The sequence below is a fragment of the Pseudomonas sp. LSJ-87 genome (genome assembly GCF_032971465.1).
GTDB classification, from domain to species: Bacteria; Pseudomonadota; Gammaproteobacteria; order Pseudomonadales; family Pseudomonadaceae; genus Aquipseudomonas; species Aquipseudomonas putida_Z.
The window spans coordinates 26,606-41,959 of record NZ_JAWJYQ010000010.1; the positions used below are offsets into that span (position 1 = coordinate 26,606).

Consider the following 15,354-nt stretch of genomic DNA (forward strand, 5'->3'; position numbering starts at 1 on the left):
GACAGCTAAACTTCACTATTACGATAGATTAACTATCCGCAGCTTGTTGCTTGAGCCAGCATTGGACCACGCTCAACGAGTCTGGCTGTTTCATCTTGCGTGGCCAGACCAGATAAAACGACTTGTCGATCCTGAGTTGCTGGGTAAAAACCTGCATCAGCCGGCCTGCGGCAATGTCATCACCGACGAACGCAGGGCTGGCCAGGGCAATGCCCTGACCGCTGATTGCCGCTTCAATGGCCAATGAGGTCTGATTGAAACGCAGGTTTCTGGCTGTGGGCTGCATGTGTTGTGGGAACAGCTCTGCAAGGAACTGAGGCCAGAAATTATGGGCATCGTGCAACATGACGAAGTCCTGCAACTGCGCAAAGCTGGCAGGTATTTCGCTGCCTTCGAACAGCCTTGGGCTGGCCACCGCAATGATTCGCTGCTCCATCAGCAGCTCGCTATTCAAACCTGCTCCGAACTCGGGCTTGCCATAGCGGACAGCGATATCCACACCATCGGTGCTGAAGTGCGACAGCCGGTCGGTTGCCAGCACACGCAAATCGATGTCTGGGTGGCTCTGCGCAAAATTGCCGAGCCTGGGAATCAGCCATTTCGAGGCGAAGGTAGGTGTAACGCTGACTGTCAGGTGAGAAGTCTGTGGCCGAAGCAGGCGTGTTGCCTCGTCGATCATGGCCAGTGCACTGCGAATGCTTCCGCTGTAGCCCAGGCCCGCATCAGTCAACGCCAAGCCACGGGGCAGGCGTTCAAACAAACGCAGATCCAGGCTCGCCTCCAACCCGCGTATCTGCTGGGCAACTGCCGCCTGGGTCACGCCCAGTTCCTCGGCAGCCACACGGAAGTTCAAGCGGCGAGCCACCACTTCAAAAACACGTAACGCGTTCAGCGAGGGCAAATCAGGGAAACCGTCTGGCATGGCAATCAAGATTCTATCGAGTTCGGCAATTGTTCTGTCTCTCTGATGCTTTCACAAGGTTGATAACCTGATCGGGCTCGAAAGATTCACTGTGCCGAGGCTACTCCCTGCAACTAGCTAAAGAAACCTGTGCCAATCGAAAGCATCGCTTGGCTAGCTTGCTGAAACGTTTCTTCGTGTCTATAAAGGGGAACAACTCCAAGAAAGGCAACCTGTCATGCCCCTCCTCAAATTCTTCGTTGCTCTCGGCGCCCTGTCCGCAGCCTCCCACACCATGGCCTGGGATTACGTTCTGCTCGACACCGACAAAGCCGCCCAGAACTGGCAGATCACCAGCCAGCAACTTGGCATAAAAACCGACAAGCCCTTCAGCGTTACCTTGCGCACTTTGCACGGAGGCCGGCAAGAGGGTGTCAGCATCGTCGACATCGATAACGGTACGATGAAACTTTCGATAGTGCCGACCCGTGGAATGAACGTCTTGCAGGCGTCGGTCGGCAATGTGCGCATGGGCTGGGATTCGCCGGTCCAGGAAGTGGTCAACCCGTCCTTCATCGAGCTTAATGGGCGCAATGGCCTGGGCTGGCTGGAGGGCTTCAACGAACTGGTCGCCCGCTGCGGTTACGAATGGGTCGGCCACCCCGGCGTCGACAATGGCGAGTTGCTGACCCTGCACGGTCGGGCCGCCAACATACCTGCGAACAAAGTCACGCTGCACATCGATGAGAAACCACCATACGCCATCAGCCTGCGTGGCGAACTGAAAGAGCAGGCGTTCAAGAAGGTCGACTTCTCCGTCGTGACTGAATTGGTCACCGAACCGGGCAGCGTGATGTTCGTCCTCAACGACACTCTGACCAACAACGGCGATTATCCGAAGGAATACCAGGCGCTGTATCACAGTAACTTCAGCACCCCGTTTCTGGAGCAGGGTGCTCGGTTCGCCGCGCCAGTGAAACAGGTGTCGCCGTTCAACGACAAGGCAAGGGAGGATCTGGCCGATTGGCAAACCTACCGAGCGCCCACCAAGGACTATGACGAAACGGTTTATAACGTGGTGCCGTATGCCGATGATCAGGGCAATACGTTGGCCGTGTTGCATGACAAGGCTGGCAGTCTGGGCGTTTCGGTCGGCTTCAATACTCGGACATTGCCTGTATTTTCACTGTGGAAAAATACCGATACCCAAGGCCAGGGTTATGTGACCGGGCTCGAGCCGGGGACGAGTTTTTCCTACAACCGCCGTTACCAGCGGCCACTGAACCTGGTGCCGACAATCGGACCGAAGGAAAACAGGCAGTTCCACATCAGCTACAGCTTGTTGGCGGACAAGGTGGCAGTGGACAAGGCCTTGAAGCAGGTTGGCGAGATACAGGGTGGGCGCGAAACCGAGGTGCGACAGACGCCATTGGTTGATCTGACCAAGGGGTAACGCCGACCAGGGCATGTAGGCCTCGTCGACTAGTCAGAACTATCAAAGTTGTTGGTTTCATGCCTTTGCTGAAAGGCTGCTTTCGACCCAAAGCGGACATCTGTAACCGGGGCCGCTTCGCGGCCCATCGCCGGCAAGCGCGGCTCCCACAAGTACAGCGCATGTCTGAAGGCTGGTGATACTCCTGTGGGAGCCGGCTTGCCGGCGATGAGGCCGGTACTGACTACAGAGCTTTGGATCAGTGTCCGCCGTGGGTCGATAGCTGTCTGTCGCCTACGGCCGCAGGATCCATCGCCCGCCGCTCCGTCCATTCAAACGCTAGCCTTCAGGCGGGGATATCCCGCAAACGAACTCATCCGATCCCAGGCGGTGCGAGCCGAACTCCACAACATAGCCAACCCCGCGGCGCTCCGCCTCGGCCCTGGCAGTCTTCTGGTCGGCATAAACATCGACGAAATGCCAGGGATGCCGGTCTCTCAGTACGCCCCATCCAAGCACCCAGCCGTCATTGTCCGGATCGGGTGGCAGGTTTTTCGCCAAGCTGCGGATGCCCATACGTTCACCCCGATGTGCTAGCCAGTTTTCTGCTTGCGAAGCAACTACAAACCACGACTTGGACAAAAACGTATATGAAGCATAGCGCTTACTAGGCGCACCCATTGGTTCACTTTACAAGGGGCGGAAGCCATCTCTGACCGCCCGCGCTCGAATGCAGCAGGGTAGCGTGCGCTGCACCAACAGCCAGCGCACATGGGCCATCACCCCTCGAACTGAATCACCATTCGCCCTTTGATCTTGCCCTCCAGCATCTCATCGAAGATCTGGTTGATATCCTCGATCGGCCGCAGGGTCACCTTCGGCACCACTTTCCCTTCCGCCGCAAACTGGAAAGCTTCCTGCAGGTCCTGGCGGGTACCGACCAGCGAGCCGATCACTTCGATACCGTCCAGCACCAATCGAGGGATATTCAGGTTCATTGCTTCCGAAGGCAGGCCGACCGCAACCAGGCGGCCACCCGCGCGCAGGGCATCAACGGCCGAGTTGAAGGCAGCCTTGGCAACGGCGGTAACCACGGCGGCATGGGCGCCACCGGTCTTGGCCTGGATGACCTTGGCGGCATCCTCGGTGCGTGAGTTGATGACCAGGTCGGCGCCCATCTCGCTGGCGAAGCGCAGTTGCTCTTCGTTGACGTCGATGGCGATCACTTTGGCGTTGAAGACGTTCTTGGCATATTGCAGGGCAAGGTTGCCCAAGCCGCCGAGGCCGTAGATGGCGATCCATTGGCCAGGGCGGATGTTGGAGATCTTCACCGCCTTGTAGGTGGTCACGCCGGCGCAGGTAATGCTGCTGGCGGCAGCGGAGTCGAGCCCGTCGGGCACTTTTACCGAGTAGTCGGCCTTGACGATGCAGGCTTCGGCCATGCCGCCGTCCACGGTGTAGCCGGAGTTCTTCACTTCGCGGCACAGGGTTTCGTTGCCGCTGTTGCAATACTCGCAATGCCCGCAGCCCTGGTAGAACCAGGCCACGCTGGCGCGGTCGCCCGGTTTGAGCGAGGTGACGCCTGGCCCTACTGCCTGGACCACGCCGATGCCTTCGTGGCCTAGCACCACACCGGTCTTGTCACCGAAGTCGCCATTTTTCACATGCAGGTCGGTGTGGCACACACCGCAGCATTGCATCTTCAGCAGCGCTTCACCGTGCTCGAGGGGGCGCAGGGTTTTCTCCACCACATCCACGCGACGGCCTGGTGCAACAACAGCAGCTTTCATAGGAGCCTCCGTGTCTATCCGAATGAGCTTGGGTTATCGCCGGGGTTAGCATAGCCCTTGCTGGGTGGGGCAAAACTGCTTCAGGTCATGGTCTGGGGTGGGAGGCTTGTACGCAGCAGGTACCTGCCCTGCGCGGGCACTTGCAGGAGCGGCCTTGTGTCGCGAAAGGGCCGCAGAGCGGCCCCGGGATTTCAGCAGTGGCGCATAAGTTGTTAGGGCTGCTTTGCAGCCCATCGCGACACAAGGCCGCTCCTGCAGGGTTGTGCGTAAGGCTCGGCACAAAAAGAAAAGCCCGCGGCAATAATGCGGCGGGCTGCAAGAACATACGGAGCAGGGCCAGTGTGCCCACCCGGATGTCAGTATTTCGTGAAGGTCAGGTCATGAGCATGTCATGCATGGCTCAGTTCCAGTTGGCTGATGACGCACACCGAGCCGTCCTCGGCAGGCGTGTCGTCGGTGTAGTCCACCTGGTTGTATACCCCACCATGGAAGTTGAGCGTGCGCGTCGCCCAGGTCGCACCCAGTTGCAGAGGCGATGTGCTGCCAATACGGCCGTTGCAGCTTGCACTGACCGTGCAGGCGCCGTTGTTCGTCACGTCGATGCTCACATCGAAACGGGCACTGAGCGGTACGTCGGCCAGCACCGTGCTGCTGCTCGTGGCCGTCTGGTTGAAGTCGGTCCGGAAGCCCACGGTGATCTTGCCCTTGTTCCAGAACACCTTGATGGGTGGGTTGTCGTCGTCTTTGACGTGCATCTGGGCAATCACCACTTTTTGCGCAAAGTTCACTTTCTGCAGTGTCATGGTCTGGTGATTGCGGTGTCGGGCGCCGCTGTTCAGCGCCCAGTACGTGGGCTCCTTCCACTCGCAGCGGGTGCGGTGGGTGCTTTTGCTGGAGGCGCCTTTGGTGGGGGCGGTCATGCGGATCGAGCCGTCGCTCAGGCGGGCGATGACTTCGGGCAGGGTCGCCAGCGCCTGGGCGCCGGTCAACTCCAGCGCCACCGGGTTGGTCGCGGACTTCGGCACGGGAGTGGTGATGATGAGGTTGTCGATATACACAGCCATGGGCTTTCTCCTTGAAAAACGACAGGTCCTGCATCATTTGCGAGCCTGGCCAGCATGGGCGCAGTTCACTGTGATTTGCCAAGGCTGGACGAAGGGAAAACCCAGGGGATAAAAAAGCCCGCCATGGGAGGCGGGCAAGCAACGTTTGAAGGGAGAGCCTGCAGAGTGGACCCGGCCGGTTAACCGAGCATTAAGCGGTAACGCATTGACCTGTGCAGCCGATCAGCCTATACAGGCCTGCCACCAGCCCAGGAGCCAGCATGCACGACGAAGACGACCTGCACGAACCCGAGCACGATCACCTGCTTGACCACGAATTCCTCTACGACGATATCGAGCCTGAAGCGGATGCCCAGGGCGCCGAGGACGAGGTTGAGGAAGACGAGGAAACGCTGGATGACCTCGATGACGAGGAGCGCGATCACCCAGCCTGGTTCGACGACTGCGAAGACGACTGACTCAGCGCCCGTCTACCGAGAAACGCCCCGGGCCGCTCACTGCCAGCATCAGCAGGCCGCCCATGATGCTGAGGTTCTTCAGGAACTGGGTCATGTTGGCGCTGCGCTCAGGGTCGACCATGCTCCAGAACGGGTGACCCAGCAGCGCCGTGCCCAGCACGAACAGCGCCAGCAGGAAGGCCAGCGGCCGGGTGTAGAAACCGAGGATCAGCAGGATGCCGACGACGAACTCCATGAGCACGGCAACTGCCGCTGCCAGCATGGGGGCAGGGGCGCCCAGTGAGGTCATGTAGCCGACCGTGCCTTCGAACCCGGTCAGCTTGCCCCAGCCAGACAAGACGAACAGGATCATCAGCAGCACACGGGCAATCAGGATAATGATGTCGCGTTGACCATCGAACAGGGAGTAGCGCATGGCGGCGTTCCAGTGGGCGGGTACAAGCTCCACTCTAGCAGCTGCGCAAAGGATTGCTGGCGGGCAGCAAAAAGGCGCCGCAAGGGCGCCTTCGCAAAGAATTTGGTGCGAGTGGCGGGACTCGAACCCGCAAGGCTCACGCCGACAGATTTTAAGTCTGCTGTGTATACCAATTCCACCACACTCGCACGCTTGAAGGGGTCGTGACGACCAGCTCGCTTCTAAGCAGAAGGGCTTCGCAATCAAGCGCGCTTTATAACCCATTGTTATAGTTGAGTCAACCACAGCACCTATGATCAACAGAGTGAAGGGTCGATCGAATGGGCAATTGACACCTTGCTGTCATTACGCCACTGTTGCCCCTTTATTGGATCCAAGAGTGTGCGGTGATGAATCAGTCCAGTGCTTCCGAGCGTATCGTGCGCCCACGGCTGTTCTGGCGACTGTTGTTCGCGCTGGTAGTCGTGTTGGGGGCGTTTCTCTACCTCAGCCTGATCAGCCTGGGCGGTTACCTGCTGATGCTGGGGTTCGATGCCGAACACCCTCAACCGCAGCGCCTGATGGCCCTGGCCGGTGGCGGGCTTATCCTGCTGGTCGGTTTGTGGCTGCTGAAAGTGGCGATGCCGCGGCGCATCAGCCCGGTACTGGTTGAGCCCGAGCGTTGAACCTCGCCCTATCTTCCCTCCTGCCGTACCGGTGGAGCTCGCATGGTTTCAGCTGACTGCCTCGACCACCCTGTCATGCCTGCCCACCGCTATGAACAGCTGGTTCAGTCGGTGGTGGATTACGCCATCTACATGCTCGACCCATCCGGCCATGTGGTGTCGTGGAACGCAGGCGCGCAACGCATCAAGGGGTACCGTGCCGATGAAGTGATCGGCCAGCATTTCTCGTTGTTCTTCACCCCGCAGGATTGCACCGAAGGCCGCCCGGAGCGCTTGCTGCGCCAGGCGCTGGAGCAGGGCGTGGCGCAGGATGAAGGCTGGCGCGTACGCAAGGATGGCACGCAGTTCTGGGCGCTGGCCGCGCTGGATGTGATTCGCGATGACCAGGGCCAGGTCGTCGGCCTGGCCAAGGTGACCCGGGACATCACCGACCGCCGCGAGTCGGCGCTGCAACTGGACGCGGTACGCGCCCAGCTGTTCCAGGCACAGAAGCTGGAGGCCCTCGGCCAGTTGACCGGTGGCCTGGCGCATGACTTCAACAACATGCTGACCATCATCATCAGCTCGGCGCGCCTGGCGCTGGCCACAAAGGACCCGGCACGCGCCCAGCGCATGCTGCAGCATATTCTGGATGCCGGGCAGCGGGGCACCGAACTGACCCAGCAGCTGCTCAGCTTTGCCCGCCACCGCAAGCTTGATGTGTCTTGCGTCGCCCCGGCGAACCTTATTGCCGCCACCCGTGGTCTACTGGAGCATGCGCTGCCCGGTTCGATTGACCTGGAGGTTGTGCTGCAGCCAGACCTGCCCCTGATCGAGGTGGATGCCGGGCAATTGCAGATGGTGCTGCTCAATCTGTTGTTCAATGCCCGCGATGCCATCACGGGGCAGGGCCGGATCGGCTTGACCGTCGATGTGGTCGAACTGGCCGGCGAGGTGGAAGGCCTGCACGGCGGGTTTGTGCGTTTCGAGGTGGAAGACAGCGGCGAGGGCATCGCGCCAGCGGTACTGCCGCGGATCTTCGAACCGTTTTTCACTACCAAGCCCTTTGGCAAGGGGACTGGCCTGGGCCTAAGCCAGGTGTATGGTTTTGCCAGGCAGAGCGGTGGTGCCATTTGCGTGGACAGTGAGCCCGACCGGGGAACTTGCATGCAGCTTTACTTGCCAATCTATCAGCAGACGGACAGCCAACTCGACAGGTAGAACACCATGGCACAGGCACTCAGGCGGCTGGTGACGGGGATCGATGGGCTCGATGCGTTGCTCCAGGGTGGCCTGGTGGCTGGCGCGTCCTACATCATTCAGGGCCCGCCGGGCGCGGGCAAGACCATCCTCGCCAACCAGCTGGCCTGCGGGCATGTGCGCGGCGGTGGCAGGGTGCTGGTGGCCACCTTGCTGAGCGAGTCGCACGAGCGACTGTTCCAGTACCTGGCGACCTTGGAGTTCTTCGACCCGGCGCTGGTCGGCGACCCGATCCAGTTCGTCAGTGCTTTCGACACCCTGGAGCAGGAAGGCCTGGACGCCGTGGTACGGCTGCTGCGCCAGGAAATCGCTCGCCAGCAGGCCAGCCTGCTGATCGTCGATGGCGTGCTCAATGCCCGGGTGCGTGCGGAAACCGCGTTGGACACCAAGAAATTCGTCTCCGAACTACAGGGCCATGCGGCCTTTGCCGGTTGCACCGTGCTGCTGCTGACCAGCGCCCGGCTGGAAGAAGGCAGCCCGGAGCACACCATGGTCGACGGCGTGATCGAACTGGGCGAGCAACTGTTCGGCAGCCGCGCCGTGCGCCATATCCAGCTGCGCAAGACACGGGGCAGTGCGGCGTTGTCGGGGCGCCATGAATGCCTCATCGATGGAGCCGGCATGCATGTCTACCCGCGCCTGGAGTCGCTGTTCAGCCACCCCAGCCAGGCGGGCAGCGCCACCTTGGAGCGCGTCAGCAGCGGGGTGGCGACCCTGGATGAAATGCTCGGTGGCGGCCTGGCCACGGGCTCGGTCAGCCTGCTGATCGGGCCCTCGGGTATTGGCAAGACGTCATTGGGCCTGGCTTTTCTCGGTGCCAGCAGCCCGCAGGCGCCGGGGCTGCATTTCGGCTTCTACGAAACGCCGGAGCGCCTGCGTATCAAGGCCGCGTCGCTGGGTTACGATTTCGCAGCCATGGAGCAGGGCGGCAGCCTGCAGCTGTGCTGGCAGCCGACCACCGAGGGCCTGCTGGACCAGGTCGGCGCGCGCCTGCTCGAGCGGGTCGAAGCGCAAGGCAGCAGGCGCGTGCTGATCGACAGCCTGGGGGCGTTCAGCCGCCTGGCCATCGACCCGGCGCGGCTCAATGCGTTTTTCCGCGCCCTGGCCGGCGAGCTGCGCGCGCGCGATGTCAGCGTGATGCTGACCTGGGAAATGCGCGACATCTTCGGCGCGGAAATCAGCGCCCCGGCCCCAGACCTGTCGAGTATCGTCGACAACCTGATGCTGATGCGCTTCGTCGAGCTGGATTCGCAGCTGCGGCGCATGCTGTCGATCCTCAAGGTGCGTGACAGCCACCATGACCCTGCCTTGCACGAGCTGCTGATCGGGCCGCAAGGCATTACCCTGCGCAAGGCGTTCGACGGCGCCTGCGGTGTGCTCTCGGGAACGCCGGTGCCGCAGGGGAGCGGGTGACGGGGCGGGCGATGAATACCATCCTGATCGTCGATGACGAGTACCTGATTGCCGACATCCTCGGTTTTGCCCTGGAGGACGAAGGTTTTCTGGTGGAAAAGGCAAGCAACGGCTGCAAGGCGCTGGAGGCACTGAAGGAAAAGCGCGTTCAGCTGGTCATCACCGACTACATGATGCCACTGCTCAACGGTGAAGAGCTGGTGCGCTCGATGCGTGAAGACCCGGCCTTGAGCGAGTTGCCGGTCATCCTCATGAGTGGCGCGCAGGCCAACCAGGGATGCCCGGAACTGTTCGCCGCGGTGTTCGACAAACCGTTCGACATGGACTGTATGATCGCCAAGGTGCACGAACTGCTGGGCACCTGAGGCGCGGGGCGATCAAGCGCGTCCGTGCGGCTTGAGGCAGGTCGCTCAGTGCGAGTCGTCGTGCTTTTCCGGGGCTGGGCTGCCAGCCTGGATACGCTTGAAGATCTCTTCGCGATGGACCTGGACGTCTTTCGGTGCATCGATACCGATCCTCACCTGCATCCCTTTGACGCCCAGAATGGTGACTTTGATGTCATCGTTGATGACGATGCTTTCGCCAACCTTGCGGGTGAGTATCAGCATGTAGTTCTCCTTGGTGATGTAAAAGTCCGTCGGGCTAGTTGCCACGGCGGCGGGAGCTTGTCCCTCTTCCTTCTCATTAAAGACGCTTTCGGCGGATAGTAATTCCCCGACAGACAAATTCTGTTGCGTGTCTTCAGTCGCAGGTGCCGAAGCAAACCGCCAGCGGTTTGTCGGCCAAGGTGCTCGGTGGCAAGAATAGGGGGCTTGGCGGCCAATGGGAAATTTCTTCGCATCATGGTCTGAATAGACCGGGTTAATGGTCATCCTGTTCCTCGAGTGCCTGAAGAAATAACAGCAAGGCTACTTCTTCACGGTCCAGGCCTTTGCGTACACGGTTCTTCGGCAAGTTGGCCAGGCGCCCCAGGGCATAGTGTTCAAGTACAGCCGGGTGGATGTAGCAGCGCCTGCACACCGCCGGCGTGTTGCCCAGGCGTGATGCTACCTGGCGAACGATGGCGGCGACCTGGCGCTTGGCTTCGCTCTCGGGTTCCCAGGCCAAGGGCCTGAGCAGGTCCAGGGCCAGGCTGCTACCGGCCCAGGTGCGGTAGTCCTTGGCGGTGAAGTCGGCGCCGGTCAGCTGCTGCAGAAACTGGTTGACCTCGCTGGAGCCGACACTGTGGCGTTGGCCGTCGTCGTCCAGGTACTGGAACAGCGCTTGCCCGGGCAGCTCCATGCAGCGCTTGAGCAGGTTGGCCAGGCGCCGATCGTTGAGGCTGACGTTATGCTCGACGCCACGCTTGCCGCGGAACTGGAAGCGGATGCTGCTGCCCTTCACCTCGACATGGCGGTTGCGCAGGGTGGTCAGGCCATAGGACTGGTTTTCACGCAGGTAGCGCTGGTTGCCGATGCGGATCAGGGTGTGGTCCAGCAGGCTGACCACCAGCGCCATTACCTTTTCCCGGTCCAGGCCTGGCCGGGCAAGGTGGGCGTGCAGTTGTGCACGCAGTTTCGGCAGGGCCTGGGCAAACGCCAGCATGCGCGCGTACTTGTGCTGATCGCGTACTTCTCGCCACTGCGCATGGTAGCGATATTGCTTGCGGCCACGGGCATCGCGACCTGTCGCCTGCAGGTGGCCCTGCGGGTCGGCACAGATCCACACCTCGGTATAGGCCGGGGGGATTACCAGTGCAGCGATGCGGGCGAGGGTATCGCTGTCGCGCACCCGCTGGCCGTCGGCATCCAGGTAGATGAAGCGGCCCCGCCAGCGCCGCCGGGTCAGGCCCGGCTGGCTGTCGTCGACGTAGTGCAGGGTGCGCGGCAGGGGGCAGTCAAGCATGGCTGGCAGGCCTCGATCAGGTCACTGATCAATGGACACCAGCCACGGGGCCGATGCTCAGCCCAGCAACGCCACCGACTTGATCTGGGCGAACAGCACCTGGCCCGGGTGCAGGCCGAGCTGGTCTGCCGAGAAGCGGGTGATGCGCGCGAGCAAGGCGTTGCCGCCGGCATCCAGGCTGACCAGAACATGGGCCGGGTTGCCGGCCGGGCGGCTTTCGCGCACGCGCACCGGCAATCGGTTGAGGATGCTCGAAGTACTGTCGGCTGCCAGGGCCAGGCTGACGTCACGAGCCTGCACCTTGACCCGCAAGGTACTGCCCATCGCCTGGGCCGGGTGGGCGATGCGCAACAGTGGCCCATCGTTGCCGGGCAGGCGCAGTTCGAGCAGGTCGTAGTGCGGGTCGTGCCCCACCACCAGGCCCTCGAACACCACGCCGGCATCCTCGCCCTCGGCCAGCGACAGGTCGAGACGGGCCAGGGTTTCGCCGATCGGGCCGCTGGCCACTGCCTGGCCTTGCTCCAGCAACACCAGGTGGTCGGCCAGCCGCGCCACTTCCTCCTGGGCATGGCTGACATACACCAGCGGGATGTCCAGTTCGTCGTGCAGGCGTTCCAGGTAGGGCAGGATTTCGCGCTTGCGCGGCCCGTCGAGGGCAGCCAGCGGCTCGTCCATCAACAGCAGGCGCGGGCTGCTGAGCAGGGCGCGGGCAATGCCCACCCGCTGTGCCTCGCCACCGGACAAGGTTGCCGGCCGGCGTGCCAGCAAGTGGCCGATGCCCAGCAGCTGGCAGGCCTGGTCGAGGCTGACCTTGCGCTCGGCAGCGGCCACCCGGCGCCAGCCGAACTCCAGGTTGCCGCGTACCGACAGGTGAGGGAACAGGCTGGCCTCCTGGAACACGTAGCCCACCGGGCGCAGGTGTGGTGCCTGGAAGTAGCCACGGGCGCTGTCTTCCCAGACTTCGCCGTTGACCTCGATGTAGGCGCTGGCGGCCCGTTCCAGCCCGGCCAGGCAACGCAGGCAGCTGGTCTTGCCAGAACCGGAGTGGCCGAACAGCGCGCTGATGCCTCGGCCGGGCAGGTGCAGGTCGACGTCCAGGGTGAAGTCGTCGCGCGCCAGTTTCAGGCGCGCCACAATCGATGCGCTCATATCAGCTCCAGCCAGCCTTGCCGCGGCGCCCAGCGTACAGCAGGAGCAGCACCAGGAACGAGAACACCAGCATGGCACCTGCCAGCCAGTGTGCTTGCGAATAGGCCATGGCCTCGACATGGTCGAAGATCTGCACCGAGACCACGCGTGTCTTGTCGGGGATATTGCCGCCAATCATCAACACCACGCCGAACTCGCCCACCGTGTGGGCGAAACCGAGGATGCTGGCGGTTATGAAGCCCGGGCGGGCCAACGGCAGCACCACGTGGACGAAGGTGTCCCAGGGGCTGGCGCGCAGTGTGGCGGCCACTTCCAGCGGGCGCTGGCCAATGGCGCCGAAGGCATTCTGCAGCGGCTGGACCACGAACGGCATGGAGTAGATCACCGAGCCTATCACCAGGCCGGTGAAGCTGAACACCACGCTGCCCAGACCGAGCGCCTGGGTCGCCTGGCCCAGCCAGCCATGCGGGCCGAGGGCGATCAGCAGGTAGAAGCCGATCACCGTGGGTGGCAGCACCAGCGGCAAGGCCACTACCGCGCCCACCGGCCCACGCAGCCACGAGCGCGTGCGCGCCAGCCACCAGGCGATGGGCGTGCCGACGATCAGCAGGATCAGGGTGGTCAGGCTGGCCAGTTTCACGGTCAGCCAGATGGCACCCAGGTCACTGGCGTCCAGTGGCATCAGATTTCATAACCGTAGGATTTGATCACTGCCGCGGCTTTCGGACCTTTCAGGTAGTCGACCAGGGCCTTGGCGGCGGGGTTGTCCTTGCCTTTTTCGAGGATTACCGCGTCCTGGCGGATGGGCTCGTGCAGGGTCGAGGGAACGATCCAGGCCGAACCGCTTTCGACCTTGCCGTCCTTGTAGATTTGCGACAGGGCGACAAAGCCCAGCTCGGCGTTGCCGGTGGAGACGAACTGGAACGCCTGGGTGATGTTCTGGCCTTCGACCAGCTTGGGCTTGGTGGCTTCGGTCAGCTTCAGCTTGCCCAGCACCTGGGTGGCGGCCAGGCCGTAGGGAGCGGTTTTCGGGTTGGCGATGGACAGGTGCTTGAACTGGTTCTTCTTCAGCACTTCGCCGTTGGCGTCGACATAGCCAGGCGTGGCCGACCACAGGGCCAGGGTGCCGATGGCGTAGGTGAAGCGCGAGCCCGGGACAATGGCCTTTTCCTGCTCGAGCTTGGCCGGGGTGCTGTCGTCGGCAGCCAGGAATACCTCGAACGGCGCCCCGTTCTTGATTTGTGTGTAGAACTGGCCGGTGGCGCCATAGGCGGCGACCAGTTTGTGGCCGGTGTCTTTTTCGAAGTCCTTGGCAATGGCCTGGATGGGGGCTGTGAAGTTCGCAGCGACCGCGACCTGGACTTCATCGGCCCAGGCAGTGTTGAAGGCGAGCAGGCTGGCCAGGGCGGCGGCAGCCAGGTGGGACGGGCGGATACGCATGAAGACAGTTCCTTGGGGGTTATCGTTATAGCCTGAACTATATAGCGATAGGCCACGGGCCGGGAAGGGGGCAGGATGATGCATGGGCAGGTCCGGCCCCTTCGCGGGCTTGCCCGCTCCTACCGTACTGCGCAGCATTCAAAACCAGTGGTGAACCTGTGGGAGCGGGCAAGCCCGCGAAGAGGCCGAGCCTGCTTATGCAGACGCCTGGCGGCCGATCACTGCCAGCGCCTTTTCGGCAATCTCCCGGGTCAACTCGCCCGCCGGCATATGCCTGCCCAGCCGCAGCGCTTGCCCCGACCACAGGTTGCTGAAATCGCTATTGCCCTGCGGATCCGTAATCGCCCGCAGAGGCATCAGCGCTCCGCCGGCCAGTGGGAAGCGCGGCGCAAGGTCGCTCATCGGCCCCAGCTCACGCATGATGCGGTTGTTGATGCCGCGCGCCGGTCGGCCGGTGAACAGGTTGGTCAGCGCCGTGTCGCTGGCGGGCGCGCTGTCCAGGGCCTGGCGATGCGCCGGCGACACCTTGGCTTCGGGGCAGAACAGGTACGCTGTTCCGATCTGCACTGCCGAAGCACCCAAGGCCAGTGCCGCCAACAGGCCGCGGTGGTCAGCAATGCCGCCGGCGGCAATCACCGGCACGCTGACCGCATCGGCCACCTGTGGCACCAGGGCGAAGGTGCCGATCTGGCTGGTGATATCGTCGCTGAGGAACATGCCGCGATGGCCGCCCGCTTCATAGCCCATGGCAATGATCGCATCACAGCCGTGGTGCTCCAGCCACACGGCTTCCTCTACGGTGGTGGCGCTGGACAGCACCTTGGCACCGCTGGCCTTTACCCGTTGCAGCAGGTCGGCCTGGGGCAGACCGAAGTGGAAACTCACCACCTCCGGGCGCAGTTGCTCGACCAGCTGGCAGCTCTGTTCGTCGAAAGGCGCGCGGTTGGACACCGGCGTGGGCGCCGCGAAGTCTGCGCCCACTTCGCTGTAATAGGGTTCGAGCGCCTGCTTCCAGCGTGCATCGCGCTCGGCATCGGGCGCTGGCGGCTGGTGGCAGAAGAAGTTCAGGTTCAACGGGCGGCCCGGGCAGCCGGCGCGGAAGGCGGCGATCTCGGCGCGCACCTGGTCGCCCGTGAGCATGGCGCAGGGCAGGGCGCCCAAACCGCCCGCCAGGCCCACGGCAATGGCCATGCCCGAGCCCGTCGCACCGGCCATGGGGGCCTGCAGAATGGGCAACTCGATGCCCAGCAGGTCGAGGATGCGGCGGTCGGGCCAGTGGCTCATGCGGTTCTCCTTGCGCGGGCGAGCGGTACGGCGGGGCGGGTGCTTACAAGGCTTTGCTGACCTGGATGTCGCTGATCTTCTCGGCGTCTTCGCCGTGAATCTTGCGCAGGGCTTCCAGGGCTTGTTCGAGGGAAGCGTCGGGCATCAGTGCGAAGTCCCAGCGGCGCTGGCCGTCGAGCTTGTACTTGATGACGTACTTGGTGGTCTGGGTCATGGTGGC

At 62.6% G+C, this 15,354-nt stretch carries 18 protein-coding genes and 1 tRNA gene; 6 read left to right on the plus strand and 13 right to left on the minus strand.

Annotated features, from left to right (window positions below; translation table 11 throughout):
• Positions 1-28: 28 nt before the first annotated feature.
• Positions 29-922: a LysR substrate-binding domain-containing protein gene (locus tag RYH74_RS08540; RefSeq protein ID WP_317409260.1), complete on the minus strand. Its 894-nt coding sequence runs from the start codon at positions 920-922 to the stop codon at positions 29-31.
• Positions 923-1,139: 217 nt separating this feature from the next.
• Here RYH74_RS08540 and RYH74_RS08545 point away from each other — a divergent pair, with 217 nt between their 5' ends.
• Entirely contained in the window at positions 1,140-2,354 is a 1,215-nt protein-coding gene (locus RYH74_RS08545; RefSeq protein ID WP_317409261.1) for an aldose 1-epimerase family protein, read from the plus strand.
• A 318-nt stretch (positions 2,355-2,672) separates the two neighbouring features.
• Here RYH74_RS08545 and RYH74_RS08550 read toward each other — a convergent pair whose 3' ends face one another.
• The 3 genes from RYH74_RS08550 to RYH74_RS08560 form a co-directional block, all read right to left on the minus strand.
• Positions 2,673-2,909 (minus strand): hypothetical protein, encoded by a 237-nt coding sequence (locus tag RYH74_RS08550; RefSeq protein ID WP_075045625.1) that lies wholly within the window; start codon positions 2,907-2,909, stop codon positions 2,673-2,675.
• A 203-nt stretch (positions 2,910-3,112) separates the two neighbouring features.
• A complete protein-coding gene (gene adhP, locus RYH74_RS08555) occupies positions 3,113-4,123 on the minus strand; it encodes an alcohol dehydrogenase AdhP (protein WP_025339682.1) in 1,011 nt (336 codons plus the stop codon).
• 389 nt (positions 4,124-4,512) lie between these two features.
• Entirely contained in the window at positions 4,513-5,187 is a 675-nt protein-coding gene (locus RYH74_RS08560) for a polysaccharide lyase family 7 protein (RefSeq protein ID WP_317409262.1), read from the minus strand.
• 260 nt (positions 5,188-5,447) lie between these two features.
• Between RYH74_RS08560 and RYH74_RS08565 the strand changes: the two genes are divergently transcribed.
• Positions 5,448-5,645, plus strand: a complete 198-nt coding sequence (locus RYH74_RS08565; protein ID WP_025339680.1) for a hypothetical protein — start codon at positions 5,448-5,450, stop codon at positions 5,643-5,645.
• Position 5,646: 1 nt separating this feature from the next.
• Here RYH74_RS08565 and RYH74_RS08570 read toward each other — a convergent pair whose 3' ends face one another.
• Both RYH74_RS08570 and RYH74_RS08575 read right to left on the minus strand, forming a co-directional pair.
• The gene (locus RYH74_RS08570; protein ID WP_025339679.1) at positions 5,647-6,060 is read right to left on the minus strand and encodes a DoxX family protein; all 414 of its coding nucleotides are present in this window, start codon (positions 6,058-6,060) and stop codon (positions 5,647-5,649) included.
• 103 nt (positions 6,061-6,163) lie between these two features.
• Positions 6,164-6,248: transfer RNA gene (locus RYH74_RS08575), tRNA-Leu, on the minus strand.
• A 201-nt stretch (positions 6,249-6,449) separates the two neighbouring features.
• On the opposite strand from RYH74_RS08575, the gene RYH74_RS08580 reads away from it, so the two are divergent.
• The 4 genes from RYH74_RS08580 to RYH74_RS08595 are packed head-to-tail and all read left to right on the plus strand — an operon-like array spanning position 6,450 to position 9,742.
• Complete coding sequence (locus RYH74_RS08580; RefSeq protein ID WP_075045621.1) at positions 6,450-6,725, plus strand: hypothetical protein; 276 nt, start codon at positions 6,450-6,452, stop codon at positions 6,723-6,725.
• A gap of 42 nt (positions 6,726-6,767) precedes the next feature.
• Positions 6,768-7,925: a two-component system sensor histidine kinase NtrB gene (locus tag RYH74_RS08585; RefSeq protein WP_317409263.1), complete on the plus strand. Its 1,158-nt coding sequence runs from the start codon at positions 6,768-6,770 to the stop codon at positions 7,923-7,925.
• A gap of 6 nt (positions 7,926-7,931) precedes the next feature.
• A complete protein-coding gene (locus tag RYH74_RS08590) occupies positions 7,932-9,377 on the plus strand; it encodes an ATPase domain-containing protein (RefSeq protein WP_286100131.1) in 1,446 nt (481 codons plus the stop codon).
• A gap of 11 nt (positions 9,378-9,388) precedes the next feature.
• Positions 9,389-9,742 (plus strand): response regulator, encoded by a 354-nt coding sequence (locus tag RYH74_RS08595; RefSeq protein ID WP_013973192.1) that lies wholly within the window; start codon positions 9,389-9,391, stop codon positions 9,740-9,742.
• 45 nt (positions 9,743-9,787) lie between these two features.
• Here the strand turns inward: RYH74_RS08595 and csrA are convergent, their stop codons facing one another.
• From csrA to RYH74_RS08630, 7 genes are all read right to left on the minus strand, one after another.
• Positions 9,788-9,985: a carbon storage regulator CsrA gene (csrA, locus tag RYH74_RS08600; protein ID WP_004375914.1), complete on the minus strand. Its 198-nt coding sequence runs from the start codon at positions 9,983-9,985 to the stop codon at positions 9,788-9,790.
• 253 nt (positions 9,986-10,238) lie between these two features.
• Positions 10,239-11,261: a DNA topoisomerase IB gene (locus tag RYH74_RS08605; protein WP_075045619.1), complete on the minus strand. Its 1,023-nt coding sequence runs from the start codon at positions 11,259-11,261 to the stop codon at positions 10,239-10,241.
• Positions 11,262-11,318: 57 nt separating this feature from the next.
• Positions 11,319-12,410 (minus strand): molybdenum ABC transporter ATP-binding protein, encoded by a 1,092-nt coding sequence (gene modC / locus RYH74_RS08610; protein ID WP_075045618.1) that lies wholly within the window; start codon positions 12,408-12,410, stop codon positions 11,319-11,321.
• A 1-nt stretch (position 12,411) separates the two neighbouring features.
• Positions 12,412-13,092, minus strand: coding sequence for a molybdate ABC transporter permease subunit (gene modB, locus RYH74_RS08615; protein WP_025339672.1), 681 nt, complete (start codon positions 13,090-13,092; stop codon positions 12,412-12,414).
• Positions 13,092-13,850, minus strand: coding sequence for a molybdate ABC transporter substrate-binding protein (modA, locus tag RYH74_RS08620; RefSeq protein ID WP_286100128.1), 759 nt, complete (start codon positions 13,848-13,850; stop codon positions 13,092-13,094). Before modA ends, modB begins: the two co-directional genes overlap by 1 nt.
• Positions 13,851-14,045: 195 nt before the next feature.
• Positions 14,046-15,134, minus strand: coding sequence for an NAD(P)H-dependent flavin oxidoreductase (locus tag RYH74_RS08625; RefSeq protein WP_238066536.1), 1,089 nt, complete (start codon positions 15,132-15,134; stop codon positions 14,046-14,048).
• A gap of 43 nt (positions 15,135-15,177) precedes the next feature.
• Positions 15,178-15,348, minus strand: a complete 171-nt coding sequence (locus tag RYH74_RS08630; RefSeq protein ID WP_013973186.1) for a hypothetical protein — start codon at positions 15,346-15,348, stop codon at positions 15,178-15,180.
• Between the last annotated feature and the right edge of the window lie 6 nt (positions 15,349-15,354).

Coding starts and splice junctions, on each gene's coding strand:
- RYH74_RS08595 (WP_013973192.1), top strand. CDS start 9,389: ATGAATACCATCCTGATCGTCGATGACGAGTACCTGATTGCCGACATC.
- RYH74_RS08585 (WP_317409263.1), top strand. CDS start 6,768: ATGGTTTCAGCTGACTGCCTCGACCACCCTGTCATGCCTGCCCACCGC.
- csrA (WP_004375914.1), bottom strand. CDS start 9,985: ATGCTGATACTCACCCGCAAGGTTGGCGAAAGCATCGTCATCAACGAT.
- RYH74_RS08570 (WP_025339679.1), bottom strand. CDS start 6,060: ATGCGCTACTCCCTGTTCGATGGTCAACGCGACATCATTATCCTGATT.
- adhP (WP_025339682.1), bottom strand. CDS start 4,123: ATGAAAGCTGCTGTTGTTGCACCAGGCCGTCGCGTGGATGTGGTGGAG.
- RYH74_RS08540 (WP_317409260.1), bottom strand. CDS start 922: ATGCCAGACGGTTTCCCTGATTTGCCCTCGCTGAACGCGTTACGTGTT.
- modC (WP_075045618.1), bottom strand. CDS start 12,410: ATGAGCGCATCGATTGTGGCGCGCCTGAAACTGGCGCGCGACGACTTC.
- RYH74_RS08565 (WP_025339680.1), top strand. CDS start 5,448: ATGCACGACGAAGACGACCTGCACGAACCCGAGCACGATCACCTGCTT.
- RYH74_RS08625 (WP_238066536.1), bottom strand. CDS start 15,134: ATGAGCCACTGGCCCGACCGCCGCATCCTCGACCTGCTGGGCATCGAG.
- modA (WP_286100128.1), bottom strand. CDS start 13,850: ATGCGTATCCGCCCGTCCCACCTGGCTGCCGCCGCCCTGGCCAGCCTG.
- RYH74_RS08580 (WP_075045621.1), top strand. CDS start 6,450: ATGAATCAGTCCAGTGCTTCCGAGCGTATCGTGCGCCCACGGCTGTTC.
- RYH74_RS08605 (WP_075045619.1), bottom strand. CDS start 11,261: ATGCTTGACTGCCCCCTGCCGCGCACCCTGCACTACGTCGACGACAGC.
- RYH74_RS08560 (WP_317409262.1), bottom strand. CDS start 5,187: ATGGCTGTGTATATCGACAACCTCATCATCACCACTCCCGTGCCGAAG.
- RYH74_RS08630 (WP_013973186.1), bottom strand. CDS start 15,348: ATGACCCAGACCACCAAGTACGTCATCAAGTACAAGCTCGACGGCCAG.
- RYH74_RS08590 (WP_286100131.1), top strand. CDS start 7,932: ATGGCACAGGCACTCAGGCGGCTGGTGACGGGGATCGATGGGCTCGAT.
- RYH74_RS08545 (WP_317409261.1), top strand. CDS start 1,140: ATGCCCCTCCTCAAATTCTTCGTTGCTCTCGGCGCCCTGTCCGCAGCC.
- modB (WP_025339672.1), bottom strand. CDS start 13,092: ATGCCACTGGACGCCAGTGACCTGGGTGCCATCTGGCTGACCGTGAAA.
- RYH74_RS08550 (WP_075045625.1), bottom strand. CDS start 2,909: ATGGGCATCCGCAGCTTGGCGAAAAACCTGCCACCCGATCCGGACAAT.